We start from the raw sequence: 16,943 nt of genomic DNA on the forward strand, positions 1-16,943 counted from the left end.
ATCCACATCTCGACGCAGATACAGTCTATCCGCCGCCGATCTTCCCCGCTAACCGCTATTCGCTGAAAATTTGCCGCGGATTCGCATGACCTATTGCCTCGGAATGTTGCTGAAAGACGGGTTGGTGATGATCGCCGACACGCGCACCAATGCCGGTGTCGACAACATCTCCTCCTACAAGAAGCTCCATATCCTCGAGCAGAGCGACGAGCGTACGATCATCGCCTGTACGGCGGGCAATCTCTCGGTCACGCAATCGGCCTTCGCCCTGCTCGCCGAAGGCCTGGAGGAAGAGGACGACAGCGACGGACCGCGTTTCCTTTCCGGCATGTCGAACATGCATCGCGTGGCGGGCCTGATCGGCGAGGCGCTGCAGATCTCGCGCGAGGAGATCAAGGAGACGGCGGGCGAGGACAGCCAGTACAGCTTTTCCGGCTCGATGCTGCTCGGCGGACGGTTCAAGGGCCGTCCCTTGCGGCTCTATCACATCTACAAGGAAGGCAATTTCATCAGCTGCCAGCCGGACCGGCCGTTCATGCAGATCGGCGAAACCAAATATGGGAAGCCGATCCTCGATCGCGCGCTCGAATATGAAACGCCGCTCGACGATGCGGTGAAAACCGGGCTCGTGTCCTTCGATTCCACGATGCGCTCCAACCTAAGCGTCGGGCGCCCGCTAGACCTCGCGATCCTGCCCGCAGACGAGAGCGAGCCCGCGCATTTCCGCCGGATCGAGGAGACCGACGACTATTTCAACATGCTGTCGTCGCAATGGGCCATCGCGCTCGCCGAAGCGCGCGCCGCGATTCCGATGCCGCCTTTCATGAAAGCGGACAACTAGGAGAAGGGCATCTTTCAAACACGCCGTCAGCCCTGAGCTTGTCGAAGGGCGTCTATCGGCCGGAGAAGCGTCCTTCGACAGGCTCAGGGCTAACGGAGTAGCTGGATCATGTGTGGGGCCTATTCCTTTCAAACAGGTGATCCCCCGTCATCCCAGCGAACGCTGGGATCTCAGGCGGATAGGCAGGGTGTTTGCGGCCGGAGATTCCAGCGTTCGCTGGAATGACGAGATGGGATGTGCGGATACATGCCCCGAACGGGATAGTCGCCATCACATATCTGAAGCAGATAGCTGCTTTTCCTCGCGTCAGGCACGCTATTCGGTGCGCGCGAATATCCTGGCGTCGGTCGTGCTGGGCGCGCCCTTTTTCGCGCGATCTGGTCCGTCCGGATCGAACGGCACCCAGCCGTTGGGCGTAAGCCGTTCGAGCGGCTTGTAGCGCGTCTTGTAGCGCATGCGCGGCGCGCCCTCGACCCAATAGCCGAGATAGACATAGGGCAACCCGGCCTTCGCCGCATGCACGATATGATCGAGGATGATGGTGTTGCCGAGGCCCTTGCGCTCGGCATGGTCGGGATCGAAGAAGCTGTAGATCATCGACAGCCCGTCCGACTGCCGGTCGGTCAGGCAGGCGCCGACCAGCCGCCCGGGACGGCCGCCCTCGCCCGGCTCGCGATATTCGATCATATAGGTATCGACCGGGGTCTGCTCGACCATGTCGGCGAAATCCATTTCGTCCATCTCGTGCATACCGCCATCGGGATGGCGAACCTTGAGATAACGGCGCAGCAGCGCGAACTGCTCTTCCGTCGTCCAGGCCTCGCAGGCATTGACGACGAGATCGCCGTTGCGGCGGAGCAGGCGGCGCTGGCTCGCATTGGGCTTGAACTGCGATGCGGCCACGCGCACCGAGATACAGGCTTGGCATCCCACGCAGCTCGGCCGATAGGCGACCGACTGGCTGCGCCGGAAGCCGATCCGCCCGAGCGCTTCGTTGAGCTCCGCGGCGTGCGGACCGCGCAGTTCGGTGAACACCTTCCGCTCCATGCGGCCCTTGAGATAGGGGCACGGACTGGGCGCCGTCACAAAAAATCGCGGGAATCGAAAAGGTGCGCTCACCAAAAAACCGCCTTCGCATCGGTCGTTGCTGTTTGACGTATTTATGACTGCGCAGCGGGAGGTTGGGAAGGCCGTTTACCCTAAAAAAGAGTTAAAACGGGCCGAGGCGGCAATTTCTTGTGAAGATTAACCATGCCGATTGACCGCGTTTGTGGATAACCATTTTAACCGTCCCGATTTGGTCCGTAACCGCGTGCGCGCAATCGGCAGGCACGGTCAGGCCGGGACCGACTCGGCGGGCAGGAAACCGGTGCGAATCGCAAAATCGATTTGCCGCCGCATCAGCGCATGATCGGCAACGGGACCGCTCACGCCGGTCAGTTCGACGATGTTATCCTGTAAAAACAGGGGATTACGCTGGAAGTAGCTCGTGTAGAGTGCGGCGACGCGGCGATGGAAACGCTGTTCGAGCGGCGAGAGCGCCGCCGGGTCGAAAGCTTCCGGCGACACCTGTTCGGGGTTCGAGAATTGCGGATAGTCGCGCACCAGCGCGAAGAAGTCGGCAACCGGCATCGGCGCCCCGGCGACGAGGTGAAAGGTCCGCCCGGCCGCCTCCTCGATCCGCTCCGCAATGGTTACGATACCGTTGACGGCATGATCGAGCGGCACGAAGTTCAGCGTCGCATCGGGGGTCGACGGGATCGTCCGGATCCGGCCCTCGGCGAGCAGCTTGAACGCCATATAGATCGTGTCGAAACCGGCGATCACGCCGTCATGCGCGCGGCCGACCACGATGCTCGGGCGTGCGATGGCGGCAGTCACTCCGTCCGCCATCGCCTGCCGCACCTGTGCCTCGGCCGAAAATTTGCTCGCCTCATAGGGGTTGGAGAAACGCTCGGGCCGGGCCGCGTCATCCTCGGCGATTTCGCCGTCGCGCGTCCCGCAGACATAGGCGGTGCTGACCTGCAGCAGCGCGGCCGGCGTGCCGGGGCGGGCGCGGGCGAGATCGAGGATATGACCGGTGCCGCGGATGTTCACAGCCTCGTAGATAGTTTCGTCGGCGTCGAACTGCACGATCGCGGCGCAATGGACGATGCAGTCGACCTGCGCGGCCAGCCGTGCATAGGCGTCCGGCGTCAGCCCGAGCTGTGGGTGACGGACATCGCCCTGCAGCAGGTGGATGTCGCCGGGTGCAGGCGGATCGCCGGTCCAGTCTTCGGTCGGCCTACGCTTCCGGTCGCCATGCATGACGAAGCGGTTCTTGCGGACGAGGCCGATGACGCGATGGCCTTTGTCGGCCAGCGCGGCCGAAATCTCGCCGCCGAGCAGCCCTGCGGCTCCGGTAACCAGATAGCAGCTCAACTCAGCAGCAGCCCGAAACCGCGTCGCTGGCCGGCGCCGCATCATAGGGCATCAGGTCGCCGCAGCCCGGGAAGATCCCATAATGGGTCGAGAAATCGCCGAAAAATTCGAAATGCTCGGCAAAGCGCGTCTCCGCCAGCATCCGCCAGGTATTGCCGCACACGGCGAACATGCGGCCCTTTTCGATGACATGATGCCCGTCCAGCATGAAGGCACGCTCATGGCCGGGGATTGTCCCCTTGTAACGGACTGCCTGCCCATAATCTTCGCAAGCCGGCTCCAATCCGTCGAGCTTGAACAGACGATAGGTAGCCGAGAAGAAACGGATGCCGGCCACTTTCTCCGCGACCGCCGGATCACCGATCGCCAGCGGCCGGTCGGTCACGAGGCGCGGATCGCGAAAGCCGGCTTCCTTCGCCAGCCTGTCGAAATCGCCCCAATAGAGAGCGCCCGACAGGCACTCGCCATGCAGCACGGGATCGGCGCGCAGCGGCGCGGGCACCCGGCGTTCGGCATAAACATCCGAAAAATAGAATTCGCCGCCGGGCTTCAGCAACGCATGCGCATCGCGGAACACCTTGGCCTTGTCGGCGACGAGGTTGATCACGCAGTTGGAGACGATGATGTCGAAACTCGCCGGTTCGAGGCCCAGCGTATCGAGCTGCTCGATATCGCCCTCGACGAATTCGACATTGCGATAGCCGAACCGCTCGGCATGCCAATCGAGATGCTCGCGCGCGACGGCGAGTTGTTCGGGCGTCGTATCGACGCCGACGACGCTGCCTTCGGGCCCGGCGAGCTGCGCCAGCAGATAGGCGTCCTGCCCCGAACCGCTGCCGAGATCGAGGATGCGCATGCCCTCCGCCGCTTCGGGCGCGATCAGCCCGCAGCCATAATAGCGCGCCTTCACATCGGGATGGACGTTGGCCAGGGCTTCGAGAATTTCCGGCGCCGGCGCCTCGATAGTGCAGCAGGCGTCGGTTTTCAGATCGGCGGAGCCCTGCAGCACCTGTCCGTAATAGTCGCGGCTATTCTCGATGTTCAAAGCGTGTCTCCGGCGGGAATGTCTGTGGAAAAGGTTTCGGAACAGGCTGCGGATCGGTTACACAAACGCACCGCGATTGTAACCTTTATCGCAACCTTCCCGAAAAGCCCGGTCGAGACATCGCGGCAACACGGCGCGACACACAGGGACGCGACAGAGACAGGGAACAGGCATCATGAAACGCACCCATGACGTAATCGTAATCGGCGCCGGCTCCGCGGGGCTCACGGCCGCCGGCGGCTGCGCCCAGTTCGGGCTGAAAGTCGCGCTCATCGAGAAAGGGCCGATGGGGGGCGATTGCCTGAACACCGGCTGCGTGCCCTCCAAGGCGCTGATCACGGCGGCACGGCGCGCGCAGGAAATGCGCGAGAACGCCAAATATGGCATCGCCGATGTCGAGCCGGAGATCGATTTCAAGGCCGTGCACGATCATGTGCAGGGCGCGATAGATGCGATCGCGGTCGACGATTCGCAGGAACGCTTCGAAGAAGAGTTCGGCGTCGAGGTCATTCGCGGCTATGCGAAGATGATCGACGGTTCGACGATCGAGGTGAACGGACAAACGCTGAAGGCGCCCCGTATCGTGCTCGCCATCGGTTCCAAGCCGTTCATCCCCCCGGTCGAGGGCATCGAGAGCGTCGATTATCTGACCAACGAAACGATCTTCGGCCTGACCGAACGCCCCGATCATCTGGCGATTATGGGCGGCGGCCCGATCGGCTGCGAGATGGCGCAAAGCTTCCGCCGCTTGGGCAGCAAGGTCACGATCGTCGAGCGCGGCCGGTTGATGGGCAAGGATGATCCCGAAGCCGCGAAGATCGTTGTCGACCGGTTCCGCGCCGAAGGCATGGACATTCGCGAAGAGACCAATGTCGTGAAGGTCGGCCAGAGCGACGGCGTCATCCGCGTCGAAACGGACAAGGGCGAGCCCATCGAGGCGAGCCACCTGCTCGTCGCGACGGGCCGCACCTGCGACTTTGCCGGTTTCGGCCTTGAAAATGGCGGGATCGCGTGGAGCCCGCGCGGTATCGAAGTCGATGCGCGCCGCCGCACGACCAACAAAAAGGTCTATGCGATCGGCGATTGCCGGGTCGGACCGCGCTTCACCCATGCCTCGGGCTATGAAGGCTCGCTCGTCATCCTGCAGATCGCGCTCGGCCTGTCGGGCAAGGCCGATTATTCCGCCCTGCCCTGGGTCACCTATAGCGATCCCGAGCTCGGCCATGTCGGCATGACCGAAGCGCAGGCGCGCGAGAAATATGGCGACGCCGTCGCGGTGACGAAGCAGGAATTCGCCGAGAATGACCGGGCGCGCGCGGAAAATGAATCCGAAGGCTTCCTGAAGATCATCCGCAAGGGCAAGAAGGTGCTCGGTGCGACCGCCGTCGGCCCGCATGCCGGCGAGCTGCTACTGCCCTGGAGCCTGGCGATCGGCGGCAAGGCCAACGCCTTTGCCATCGGCGGCGCGATCGTCCCCTATCCGACCCGTTCGGATATCTCGAAGCAGGCCGGTTTCGCGATCTGGGAGCCGACGATATTCGGTGGCCTCCCGAAACGATGGGCACGTTTCCGCGCCAAATATTTGCTTTAGCCGCGCCCGCACGTTTATGGGCACACCAACCAGACAGGATATCCCGCCATCGCTACCCAGCCGCTAGAAGACCCCTCGCCTTTCGAAATCGCCGATGCCGCGCCGCTCGATCCGGCCAAGTTCCGCGATCCCACGGTCACGGCCAAGGGCGAGCCGCGCGCGACGGTCTCGCTCGAAAAGCTGGAGACGCTGTGGTTCAACACGGGCACGCTCTGCAACCTCGCCTGCAAGAGCTGTTACATCGAAAGCTCGCCGACCAATGACGCGCTCGTCTATCTGACACTGGCCGAAGTCGAGACGTATCTCGACGAGATCGAACGCGAGGGGCTGGGCACGCGCGAGATCGGCTTTACCGGCGGCGAGCCTTTCATGAACCGCGACATGGTGCCAATGCTCGAAACCTGCCTTGCGCGCGGGTTCGAAGTGCTGGTGCTGACCAATGCGATGCGGCCGATGCGGCGCTTCGAAGAGGCGCTGCTCGACCTGAACGCGCGCCATGGCGACCGGATGACGTTCCGCGTCAGCCTCGATCATTACACGCGAGCCGTGCATGAGGCCGAACGCGGCCCCAATAGCTGGGACAAGGGCATGGCCGGTCTCCAATGGCTGTCCGACAACAGTTTTTCGATCGCCGTCGCCGGCCGCCATCTCGCGCATGAAGACGATGCGATGGCGCGCAAGGGCTATGCTGCGCTGTTCGCCGAGACCGGCATCCGGATCGACGCGGCGGACCCGGCGCAGCTCGTCCTGTTTCCCGAAATGGATGCGAGCGCGGATGTGCCCGAGATCACGACGGCCTGTTGGGGCATTCTCGATGTCGATCCGAAGAGCGTGATGTGCGCATCGAGCCGGATGGTGGTCAAACATAAAGGCGCGGCGCGGCCGATGGTCACCGCCTGCACGCTGCTCCCCTATGGCGACGACTTCCAGATGGGCGAAACGCTCGCCGAAGCCAGCCGCGACGTGTCGCTGAACCACCCCCATTGCGCCCGCTTCTGCGTCCTCGGTGGCGCGAGCTGCACGGCCTGAACCTCCTCTCCCCTTGCGGGAGAGGATATGGAGACTTGTGAGCGCAGCGAACTAGTCGGAATTGGAGAGGGGAAAGGCGCCGGGCGCGGCTCATCTATAGCAACGTCCGCCCTATCCCCCTCTCCCGCCAGGGGAGAGGGAATTATTGGCTTTTGAACACCCGCTTCCCGACCGCATCGAGCTTCGCCAGCATCGCCGGATCGCGCGCATCGGGCGCGGTGATGATCGAGATGTCGAGCACGGTATCCAGCGGATTGACAGGCCGCGTATCGGGCAGCGCCTTGGCGAATTCGACGACCGTGTGCGCGGCCCTGTCGGCATTGGCCGAGAGCGTCGCGAGAATGTCGTGCACCTCGACATGCTCCTCGCCGTCGCGCCAGCAATCGTAATCCGTCACCATCGCGACGAGCGCATAGGGCAGCTCCGCCTCGCGCGCGAGCTTGGCTTCGGGCATCGCCGTCATACCGATCACATCGCAGCCCCATGAGCGGTAGAGCTCGCTCTCCGCGCGCGAGGAGAATTGCGGACCCTCCATCGCGAGATAGGTCGCGCCGCGATGTACGTCGGCGCCCGCGGCTTTCGCCGCCGCCTCGGCCCGGTCCGAGAGGCTCGGGCAGACCGGATCGGCCATCGAGACATGCGCGACCAGCCCGGTGCTGAAAAAGCTCTTTTTGCGCGCGAAGGTCCGGTCGATGAACTGGTCGACGATCACGAAGTTGCCGGGCGGGAGATCCTCGCGCAGCGAGCCGACGGCGGAGAGCGACAGCATGTCCGTGCACCCGGCCCGCTTCAGCACATCGATATTGGCGCGGAAATTGAGGTCGCTCGGCGGGATGCGATGGCCCTTGCCGTGGCGCGGCAGGAAGACGAAGCGCTTGCCGGCAATCTCGCCAATCACAAGTTCGTCCGACGCGTCGCCCCAAGGGCTATCGACCCGAATCGACTGCGCATTTTCGAGCGCGTCCATCGCATAGAGCCCGGACCCGCCGATCACGCCGATCACCCATTCGCCTTCGTCCATTTTCGTCCCCTCCGTTTGTCGGCAACCCGGTGTCCGGGCACTAGTCCAGGAAAGCGAAACAGGCTAGGCGCGATTCAGCGGCTGTCGATTCAAACCCTTGGAGATGCTGATGAAACTCATTTCGCGCCTTGCCGGACTCTGCATGGCGATGATGGCGGTCTCCGCCGCGCCCGCTTCGGCGCAATCGAGCATCCTCGGCAACTGGCTGACCGAGGACAATCGCGCGATCATCGCGGTCGAGCGGTGCGGATCGAATATCTGCGGCCGGATCGCGCGCATTCTCGTCGATGTCGAAGAAGGGCAGCGCGACGTGAACAATCCCGATCCCAATCTACGCGACCGCCCGATCCAGGGCGTGCGCGTCCTCACCGGATTTCGCCGCGATGGCGGTCAGTATCGCCACGGCCAGATCTACGATCCGGAGAATGGCCGCAGCTACAATGCCCGGCTGCGCCTCAACCGCAACGGCACGCTGCGCGTGACCGGCTGCGTGCTCGGCGGCATCATCTGCCAGTCGCAGACCTGGACGCGGAGATAGTTTGTCAGACTCGACCTGGCGGTCGAGCGCGGCACCGGCCCGCTAGGAAAATTCTGACGAACTCTAACCCTCTACAACCTCCTGCTCGATGGTGCCGAACGTGGCATGGCCGTGTTCGTCTTCCATCCAGATGCGCACGGTATCGCCGTGCGAGAGGAACGGCGTCTTCATTTCGCCGTCGAGGATTTTCTCGACCATCCGGACTTCGGCCAGGCAGCTGTATCCGCGCCCGCCCTGGTCGATCGGCTTGCCGGGACCGCCATCCTCGTCGCGATTGGATACCGTGCCCGAACCGATAATCGATCCGGCGACGAGATTGCGCGTCTTGGCGAGATGCGCGACGAGCGTCCCGAAATCAAAGGTCATGTCCTCGCCCGCATCGGCGCGACCGAAGGGTTTGCCGTTCAAGTCCACCATCAGCGGCCCGTGCAGCTTGCCTTCTTTCCAGTTCGGCAACTCGTCCGGCGTCACGAAGACGGGCGAGAAGGCGCTCGCCGGCTTGGACTGAACGAAGCCGAAACCCTTGCCGAGTTCGGCCGGGATCAGGTTGCGTAAGGAAACATCGTTGACGAGGCCGACGAGCCGGATGCTGCCCAGCGCCTCCTCGCGACTGGCGCCCTGTGCCACGTCGCCGGTGACGACGACGATCTCGGCCTCGAGATCGCAGCCCCATTCCTCGTCGGGCAGGGGAATCGGATCGCGCGGCCCGATAAAGCCGTCCGATCCGCCCTGATACATCAGCGGGTCTTCCCAGAAACTGTCCGGAATCTCCGCCCCGCGCGCTTTGCGCACGAGGACAACGTGATTGACGTAGGCCGAGCCGTCCGCCCATTGATAGGCGCGCGGCAGCGGCGAGGCGGCTTCGCGCTCGTGAAACCGCTCCTTGGGGATCGCGTCGTGCGCGAGATCGGTGGCGAGATTTTCGAGCAGCGGCGCGCGGTCTTCCCACTCGTCGAGCGCGGCCTGCAAAGTCGGCGCGATATGCGATGCGTCCGCGCACCAGGCGAGATCATGGCTGACGACGACGAGCCTGCCGTCGCGGCCGCCCTTGAGCGATCCCAATTTCATCTGTGTCTCCTGATTTTTCGTTACCGGTCCATAACGGGCCAACGCATCCGCGTCCAAATCCGTTTCGCGCTATTCGAATATATCGGCGACGCCCTGTTCGAACACGCCCTCCTTCGCATTGCGCAGATTGAAATAGACCGCAGCGATCGCCGGATAGGTGATGACGAGCGTCAGTGCGCCGAGCAGCGACTGGGCCATCAGATAGGGTATCATACCGTCCAGCGAAGTTTCCGCCGGAGAGAACATCATCGCCGGCATGGTCGCCGCGCTGATCGTGCCGGACACCATCATCAGGACGACAAAATAGAGCAGCACCATCGCCAATATCTTCCAGCGATAGCCGCGCGTCAGCGACCAGCTGCGCCCGAGGCTCGCGAACACGCCGATCCGTTCCTCCATCGCGGCGGGCACGGCGGCGATCCAGACGACGACCAGAAACAGCAGGGCGGGAATGATGACGATCAGAAAGAGAAAGAAGATCGAGAAGACTGCGCCGAGCGCCGCGGCGTCGCCGCTCGCCATTCCGCCCATGACCCCGAATATGCCGAGCATCGGCAGTGCGACGATCGCGCCGGCCGCGAGATAATAGATGATCGTGATCCCGAGGACCGGGAAGAAATAGCGCAGCCCTTCCCTGATCGCCGCGCCGAAGTCGAGCCGGCCGCCGCGCAGGTCCGCCAGCACCACCGCCGTCATCGCGGCCTGCGCGGCCACCGCGGCGCAGATCGTGATTACCCAGCCGATGATCATCGCCGGACCGAAAAAGCTTAGAAAATCGCCGTCGAAAAAGCTTTGCGCGCCGACCATCAGCCCCATGCTCTGCATCGCGACGCCCGAATAGATGGCGTTGGGCACGCCCGCCAGCAGCACCGCGAGTATCGCGAGCACGAGGAGATTGCGGCCGATACTGCCGAACATGTCCGACACCGTCTTGCCGAAGCTGAACCGCGGCTGCTGGCCGGCTTCCGATTCCATATCGTCCTCCCGTATCGGCCGCGAACATTCCGGTAAGACGCGCGGAAAGTCCACTCTCGCCATGCTCCGGCGCGCGGGCTATGCAGGCCCATTCTCGCAAGGGGAACGAGTTCGCATGACGGCTGTGGCACCGCCGAGGGCAGAAGACGGCACGCAGAATTTCGATGCCGCCTATCGCGAACTGATCGAGAGCGAGCGCATCCAGACCGAGATGACGCGGTTCGAGATGCCCGAACGGAACCCGCCGCCCGACTGGCTCGTGAATTTCCTGCAATGGCTCGAAACGCTCGGCCCCTTCTGGCAGGCGCTGTTCTGGATCGCGGCCGTGGGGATCGGCGGGCTGATCCTTTTCAGTATAGGCCGCGCGCTCTACCGCCGTTTCACCGACCGGCCGGCTGGCGATGATGATGACGAAGAGACCGTCGAGACGTGGCGGCCCGAAACCCGGGCGGCGCAGGGCTTGCTCGGCGAAGCGGACGCTTTGGCGCAGCAGGGCCGCTATGCCGAGGCCGCGCATCTGCTGCTGTTCCGCAGCGTCGCCGATATCGAGGAACGGCTGCCCGATTTTCTCCGCCCCGCGCTGACCAGCCGGGACATCGCAAGGGCGCCTGCACTGCCCGCACCCGCCCGGTCCGCCTTTTCGTCCATTGCGCGCGTCGTCGAGCGCGGCATATTCGCGGCGCGCCCGGTCGACGAATCGGGCTGGCGCGAAGCGCGCTCCGCCTATGAGGAATTCGCCTTCGGGAAGAGCTGGACATGACCGAGACGGCATCACCCTTCAGCGCGAAAACGGTGATCCTGCTCGTGATCGCGGGTATTATCGGCTTTGGAGCGTTCCTGTTGCTGACCGCCTATGCGCCGGAGATCCGAAGCGGACGGGACGGGCGCGCGCACAGCCTCTCGACATCGGCCGTGGGATTTCGTGGCGTCTACACGCTGCTTGAGGAAACGGGCGCGGATGTCGGTTATATTCGGCAGGAAGACTCTTTTCCCGATGCCGGGCTGACGATCGTCACGCTGGAACAGATCAGCAATCGCGAGCGGGTATACGCCCTTACGGAAAATGGCTGGGGACCGCTGCTGATCATACTGCCGAAATGGGCGACCTTTCCGGTGCCAAACGAACGCGACCGCGTGCAGTGGCTGGATTCCGGCATCGGCGGGAGTGCAGCGCCGCTACTCTCCGATCTCGGACAATTCAGCGTTTCGACGAGCACGACCGACAGCGACACCCGGCTGCGGACCGGCCTGTCCCCGAGCCTTGCGCTTATGGCGCCGGAAAGCTTGCAAACGATATCGGGCGACGGCCTCATTCCAGTGATCCGGACTGACAAATCCGAGATCGTGCTCGGCCAGCTTGAAGATCGGCAGATCTACATCCTTGCCGACCCCGACCTGCTCAACAACCTGGCGCTCGCCGATACCGAAAGCGCGCGGGCCGCGCTGCAACTGCTCGGCGCGCTCAACGAGACGAACGGCCCCTATCGGTTCGAGCTGGTCGCCAACGGCTTTGGCGGCGCACGCAACCTGCTGACGCTCGCCTTCGAACCGCCCTTCCTTGCCTTGACGCTCTGCCTGCTCGCCGCCGCGCTGCTCGCCGCCTTCCAGGCGATCTACCGCTTCGGCCCGGAACTCAGACCCGGCCGCGCCATCGCCTTCGGCAAGCGCGCGCTTGTCGACAATAGCGCCGAACTGCTGCGTCTCGCCCGGCGCGAGCATCTGTCGAGCGAACGCTATGCCGCGATGGCGCGCGAGGCAGCCATCTCCGCGATCGGCAATCCGCGCGAACTCGAGGGCGAAGCGCTGGACCGCTGGCTCGACGGGCTGGGTCCCAAGACCATGCCGTCCTTTACATCGCTGGCCCGCGCCGCCGAACGCGCGACGGGCCGGCACGAGATACTTGCCGCCGCACAGGCGCTTTACGACTGGAGAAAGGCCGTCACCCATGAAGGTTGAAGACATCAAGCCGCTCGGCGAAAGCATTCGCGCCGAAATCGCCAAGGCGATCGTCGGGCAGGAAGAGATTGTCGATCATCTGCTGATCGCGCTCTTCTCTTCCGGCCATTGCCTGCTCGAAGGCCCGCCGGGCACGGCGAAGACCTTTCTCGCCCAATGCTTCTCGCGCGCGCTCGGCCTCGATTTCGGGCGCATCCAGTTCACGCCGGACCTGATGCCGAGCGATATCATCGGCGCCAACCTGTTCAACTTCCAGACCAGCGAGTTCAAGCTCACGCGCGGCCCGATCTTCTGCGAGCTGCTGCTTGCCGACGAGATCAACCGCACGCCGCCCAAGAGCCAGGCGGCCCTGCTCGAAGCGATGCAGGAACGCGCGGTGACGATCGACGGCGAGACGCATCGGCTGTCCGACCGTTTCATGGTGGTCGCGACGCAAAACCCGATCGAGCAACAGGGCGTCTATCCGCTACCCGAAGCGCAGCTCGACCGGTTTCTGTTCAAGCTCGCCGTCGGCTATCCGAGCGAGGAGGAAGAACAGAAGATCGTCGCCGTGCATGGCAGCCGGTTCGGCGCGCCCAAGGCGAGCGATTTCGAGATCGAATGCAAGGCGGACGGGGGTGCCATCGCGGCCGCCATCGAAGCGGCGGCCACGGTGAAGCTTGTGCCCGATATCACTAACTATATCGTCGCGCTGATCCGGGCGACGCGCGAAACCGCCGATCTCGACGCCGGGGCCAGTCCGCGTGCGGCGGCGATGCTCGCAAGCGCCGCGCGAGCCGCCGCCGCGCTGGACGGGCGCGACTATGTGATCCCCGACGATGTGAAGGCGCTGGCGCCTGCCGTGCTGCGCCATCGCGTAATCCTGTCCGCCGCCCCCGAGATCGACGGACGCGATGCCGACGGCATCGTGGCCAACCTGATCGAGCAGGTCGAGGCGCCGCGGTGACACTCGGCAACTCGTCTTTACAGATAGAGCGGTGTCTTAAGCCCTCCCCCTTGATGGGGGAGGGTTTGGGTGGGGGTGAACCATCGGCTTGGAACGGCGCGAACGGAGATATCACCCCACCCCTGACCCCTCCCCATCAAGGGGAGGGGAAGCTCGGTCATTGCTCGAAACGCAAAAAATCCAAGAAACACTCTATGGCGAGACGCACATGATCTATCCGACCGCCCGGTCCGTAATCCTGACCGCGCTCGGCGCGCCCGCTGCGCTTGTGATCGGCGTGGTCGTGCCGCAATATTGGTATCTCGGGCTGATCTGGATCGTGCTCATGGCGGCGCTGATCCTGCTCGACGCGGCGAGCGCAAAGCGGCGCGAACGGCTGGACATCGAGATCGACAAGCCCGCGACGATCGGCGTCGGCGCGCCGTTCATCGTCACGAGCCGGCTGCGGTTTCAGGACGGCGAGGGCGGGATCGACAGGCGCGGTTCGCCCGGACGGATCGAGGTCGCACTGAGCGTCGACGAAAAACTCGACGCGGGCGGCGGGCGGCGGGCCAGCGCCACCATGATCGACGGGCAGGCGGAGATCGATACGCGGTTCACGGCCAATCGGCGCGGCAACGCGATGATCGGCCATCTCTGGGCGCGCTGGACCGGGCCGCTCGGCCTCGCCTGGATCCAGAAGCGCGACTATTTCGGCGCGGAAATCCTCGTCACGCCCAATATCGGTATGATCCACGACAAGGGTATCCAGCTCTATCTGCGCGATGCCGCGCATGGCCTGATCGCCCAGCTCGACCGGGGCGACGGCACGGAATTCGATTCCATGACCGAGTTCCAGCCCGGCATGGACCGGCGCACGATCGACTGGAAGCAATCGGCGCGGCACACGGAATTGCTGGCCAAGGAATATCGTACCGAGCGCAACAACCATATCGTGTTCGCGCTCGATAGCGGACGGACCATGTGCGAGCCGATCGCCGGCCTGCCCCGTATCGACCGGGCAATCTCCGCCGCGCTGCTGACCGCCTATGTCGCCTTGAAGGCCGGGGACCGGGCGAGCCTCTTCGCATTTGCCGGCCGCCCGCGCATCGCCAGTCCCACAGTCACCGGCACGCGCGGCTTCTCGACGCTTCAGCGCACGGCCGCCGATATCGATTATGCGCCCGAGGAGAGCAATTACACGCTTGCGCTGACGACGCTCGCCGCGCAACTGCATCGCCGCTCGCTCGTCATCGTTTTCACCGATTTCGCTGATCCGACCAGCGCCGAACTGATGCTGCGCGCGGCGGGCCGGATGCTCGACCGGCATCTCGTCCTGTTCGTGGTGCTGCGCGACGCCGAGCTGACGAGCCTCGCCCATGCCCGGCCCGAGGATACGGCCGACGTCTCGCGCGCGGTCACGGCCAACGCGCTGCTCCGGGAGCGCGCGATCGTCATCGCGCGATTGCAGCGGATGGGCGCGCATGTGCTCGAAGCGGATCATAACGAAGTCGGCACGCGGCTCGTCGCCAGCTATGTCGACCTCAAGCGACGGAATCTCCTCTGATGGAACGGGTGAGCGAACAGGCGATCTTCAACAGCACGACGTTCCGGGCGGAGCGGGAGGAAGACTGGGCGCGGCTCGAAGAGCTGCTCAAGCGCGCCGAGGGCGGATCGGTGCGAAAGCTCTCGGATGACGATCTGCTCGAACTGCCGGTGCTCTACCGCTCCGCTCTCTCCTCGCTCTCCGTCGCGCGCGAAACCTCGCTCGATATGGCGCTCATCGCCTATCTGGAGGGGTTGTGCACGCGCGCCTATTTCTTCGTCTATGGCGTGCGGACGAGCTTCGGCCAGCGCGCCGCCAGCTTTTTCACCCATGACTGGCCGGTCGCGGTCCGGGGGCTGTGGCGCGAAACCATCGCCGCGACCGTCCTGATGATCGTCGGCACGCTCGCCGCCTATATGCTGGTGAGCAGCGATCCGAGCTGGTTCAACGCGATCGTGCCGAGCGGCCTCGCCGCCGAGCGCGGACCGGAGGCGACGACCGAGGCGCTGCGCTCCACCCTCTATCACGAGGGCGAGAGCAACGGGCTCGGCGTGTTCGCCACCTATCTGTTCACGCATAATTCGCAGGTATCGATCTTCGCCTTCGCGCTGGGCTTCGCGTTCGGCGTCCCGACGGCGCTGCTCATGGTCTATAACGGCGCGATCCTCGGCGCATTCACGGCAATCTTCGTCGAGCGCGGGCTCGGCTTCGAACTCGGCGGCTGGCTGCTTATCCACGGGTCTACCGAGCTGTTCGCGATCGTGCTCGCTGGCGCGGCAGGGCTGCATATCGGCATGCGGATCATGTTTCCGGGCATGGAAAGCCGCCTCAACGCGGCGCGCAAGGCCGGCCGCAAAGCCGCGACGGCGATGATCGGCGTGATCGTGATGCTGATGTTCGCGGGCCTGCTCGAAGGTTTCGGACGCCAGCTCATCACCGACGACTGGACGCGCTACGCCATCGCCGCGGCGATGTTCACGCTCTGGTGCGCCTATTTCTACGTTCCGAGGGTCGATGATGGCGAGCGTTAGTCCGGCCCCGCCTTCGAGCCCGGTTCGCGCGCCCGCCGAACGCACGCTGATCACGCCCGAAGGCGTGGACCTGCGCCTGAAACTCGGCACGGCCGGGCAGCGCGCCGGCGCATTCCTGATCGATTTCAGCCTGCTCGTCGTAATCCTGATCATCTTTTCGATTCTCGTCGTGGCCGCCGGCCTCGGAACGATGGGCGCTGGCGCGGTGGACGGGATCGAAGTGGTGGCGGTGATCTGGCTGCTCGGCTTCTTCCTGTTGCGCAATTTCTATTTCATCGCGTTCGAGATCGGCAGACGCTCGGCGACGCTGGGCAAGCGCGCCGTCGGCTTGCGGGTCGTCGCGCGGGACGGCGGGCGGCTGACGGCCGATGCGGTCATCGCGCGCAACCTGATGCGCGAGATCGAGATATTCCTGCCGATCTCCTTCCTCGCGGGCGGCGAGGGCGTCGACGGGCTGATCGCGCTGATCGGCCTGTTATGGGCCGGGCTCTTCCTCTTCTTTCCCCTGTTCAACAAGGACCGGCTGCGCGCCGGCGATATCATCGCGGGGACCTGGGTGGTGCATGCGCCGCGCCGGAAACTGGAGATCGATCTCGGCGGCGACAGCGCGGACGCGGCGACGCCCTACCGCTTCACCGACGCGCAGCTCGACGCCTATGGCGAATATGAGCTGCAGACGCTCGAAAATGTGCTGCGCGCGGGCAATGCCGAAACCCAGTCCAACGTCGCGAGCACGATCCGCGGCAAGATCGGCTGGGAATGGCAGGAGGGCGAGGAGGATTACGCCTTCCTCAGCGCCTATTACGCGGCGCTCGGCAAACGGCTCGAACGCCGGATGCTCTTCGGCAACCGGCGCAGGGACAAGTTCGATACCGGCGAAGAAAGCGGCGATGATTAGCAAAGCGCAGCAAGAAATCCGTTGGCCCTGAGCCCGTCGAAGGGCGCTTCTCCGCCGA

At 64.2% G+C, this 16,943-nt stretch carries 16 protein-coding genes; 10 read left to right on the forward strand and 6 right to left on the reverse strand.

Annotation, left to right across the window (positions count from 1 at the left end; genetic code table 11):
• Nucleotides 1-85 precede the first annotated feature (85 nt).
• A complete protein-coding gene (locus tag ACTS1Z_RS10635) occupies nt 86-841 on the forward strand; it encodes a peptidase (RefSeq protein ID WP_442624435.1) in 756 nt (251 codons plus the stop codon).
• Nucleotides 842-1,156: 315 nt separating this feature from the next.
• Here ACTS1Z_RS10635 and ACTS1Z_RS10640 read toward each other — a convergent pair whose 3' ends face one another.
• The 3 genes from ACTS1Z_RS10640 to ACTS1Z_RS10650 form a co-directional block, all read right to left on the reverse strand.
• Nucleotides 1,157-1,960, reverse strand: a complete 804-nt coding sequence (locus ACTS1Z_RS10640) for an arginyltransferase (RefSeq protein ID WP_442624436.1) — start codon at nt 1,958-1,960, stop codon at nt 1,157-1,159.
• A gap of 216 nt (nt 1,961-2,176) precedes the next feature.
• Nucleotides 2,177-3,262, reverse strand: a complete 1,086-nt coding sequence (locus ACTS1Z_RS10645) for an SDR family oxidoreductase (RefSeq protein WP_442624437.1) — start codon at nt 3,260-3,262, stop codon at nt 2,177-2,179.
• A 1-nt stretch (nt 3,263) separates the two neighbouring features.
• On the reverse strand, nt 3,264-4,307 hold the full coding sequence (locus ACTS1Z_RS10650; RefSeq protein ID WP_442624438.1) for a methyltransferase domain-containing protein: 1,044 nt from the start codon (nt 4,305-4,307) through the stop codon (nt 3,264-3,266).
• Nucleotides 4,308-4,482: 175 nt separating this feature from the next.
• Here ACTS1Z_RS10650 and ACTS1Z_RS10655 point away from each other — a divergent pair, with 175 nt between their 5' ends.
• Both ACTS1Z_RS10655 and ACTS1Z_RS10660 read left to right on the forward strand, forming a co-directional pair.
• Entirely contained in the window at nt 4,483-5,898 is a 1,416-nt protein-coding gene (locus ACTS1Z_RS10655; protein ID WP_442624439.1) for a dihydrolipoyl dehydrogenase family protein, read from the forward strand.
• A gap of 189 nt (nt 5,899-6,087) precedes the next feature.
• Nucleotides 6,088-6,927, forward strand: coding sequence for a radical SAM protein (locus ACTS1Z_RS10660; RefSeq protein WP_442624478.1), 840 nt, complete (start codon nt 6,088-6,090; stop codon nt 6,925-6,927).
• Nucleotides 6,928-7,069: 142 nt separating this feature from the next.
• Here the strand turns inward: ACTS1Z_RS10660 and ACTS1Z_RS10665 are convergent, their stop codons facing one another.
• Entirely contained in the window at nt 7,070-7,948 is an 879-nt protein-coding gene (locus ACTS1Z_RS10665; RefSeq protein ID WP_442624440.1) for an S-methyl-5'-thioadenosine phosphorylase, read from the reverse strand.
• Between the two features lie 109 nt (nt 7,949-8,057).
• On the opposite strand from ACTS1Z_RS10665, the gene ACTS1Z_RS10670 reads away from it, so the two are divergent.
• On the forward strand, nt 8,058-8,486 hold the full coding sequence (locus ACTS1Z_RS10670; RefSeq protein ID WP_442624441.1) for a DUF2147 domain-containing protein: 429 nt from the start codon (nt 8,058-8,060) through the stop codon (nt 8,484-8,486).
• Nucleotides 8,487-8,549: 63 nt separating this feature from the next.
• Here the strand turns inward: ACTS1Z_RS10670 and ACTS1Z_RS10675 are convergent, their stop codons facing one another.
• Together ACTS1Z_RS10675 and ACTS1Z_RS10680 are read right to left on the reverse strand one after the other, a co-directional pair.
• A complete protein-coding gene (locus tag ACTS1Z_RS10675; RefSeq protein ID WP_442624442.1) occupies nt 8,550-9,554 on the reverse strand; it encodes a fumarylacetoacetate hydrolase family protein in 1,005 nt (334 codons plus the stop codon).
• Nucleotides 9,555-9,623: 69 nt separating this feature from the next.
• The gene (locus tag ACTS1Z_RS10680) at nt 9,624-10,529 is read right to left on the reverse strand and encodes a hypothetical protein (RefSeq protein ID WP_442624443.1); all 906 of its coding nucleotides are present in this window, start codon (nt 10,527-10,529) and stop codon (nt 9,624-9,626) included.
• 115 nt (nt 10,530-10,644) lie between these two features.
• On the opposite strand from ACTS1Z_RS10680, the gene ACTS1Z_RS10685 reads away from it, so the two are divergent.
• The 6 genes from ACTS1Z_RS10685 to ACTS1Z_RS10710 all read left to right on the forward strand — a co-directional run bounded on the left by ACTS1Z_RS10685 (nt 10,645) and on the right by ACTS1Z_RS10710 (nt 16,885).
• A complete protein-coding gene (locus ACTS1Z_RS10685) occupies nt 10,645-11,289 on the forward strand; it encodes a DUF4129 domain-containing protein (protein WP_442624444.1) in 645 nt (214 codons plus the stop codon).
• A complete protein-coding gene (locus ACTS1Z_RS10690) occupies nt 11,286-12,485 on the forward strand; it encodes a DUF4350 domain-containing protein (RefSeq protein WP_442624445.1) in 1,200 nt (399 codons plus the stop codon). Before ACTS1Z_RS10685 ends, ACTS1Z_RS10690 begins: the two co-directional genes overlap by 4 nt.
• Nucleotides 12,475-13,431, forward strand: coding sequence for an AAA family ATPase (locus ACTS1Z_RS10695; protein WP_442624446.1), 957 nt, complete (start codon nt 12,475-12,477; stop codon nt 13,429-13,431). Before ACTS1Z_RS10690 ends, ACTS1Z_RS10695 begins: the two co-directional genes overlap by 11 nt.
• Nucleotides 13,432-13,639: 208 nt before the next feature.
• Entirely contained in the window at nt 13,640-14,977 is a 1,338-nt protein-coding gene (locus ACTS1Z_RS10700; protein WP_442624447.1) for a DUF58 domain-containing protein, read from the forward strand.
• Nucleotides 14,977-15,987, forward strand: a complete 1,011-nt coding sequence (locus tag ACTS1Z_RS10705; RefSeq protein ID WP_442624448.1) for a stage II sporulation protein M — start codon at nt 14,977-14,979, stop codon at nt 15,985-15,987. Before ACTS1Z_RS10700 ends, ACTS1Z_RS10705 begins: the two co-directional genes overlap by 1 nt.
• The gene (locus tag ACTS1Z_RS10710; RefSeq protein WP_442624449.1) at nt 15,974-16,885 is read left to right on the forward strand and encodes an RDD family protein; all 912 of its coding nucleotides are present in this window, start codon (nt 15,974-15,976) and stop codon (nt 16,883-16,885) included. The genes ACTS1Z_RS10705 and ACTS1Z_RS10710 overlap by 14 nt, the downstream gene beginning before the upstream one ends.
• Nucleotides 16,886-16,943: the final 58 nt, after the last annotated feature.

Origin of the sequence: Parasphingopyxis sp., from assembly GCF_052168295.1 — a bacterium.
Lineage (GTDB): Bacteria > Pseudomonadota > Alphaproteobacteria > Sphingomonadales > Sphingomonadaceae > Parasphingopyxis.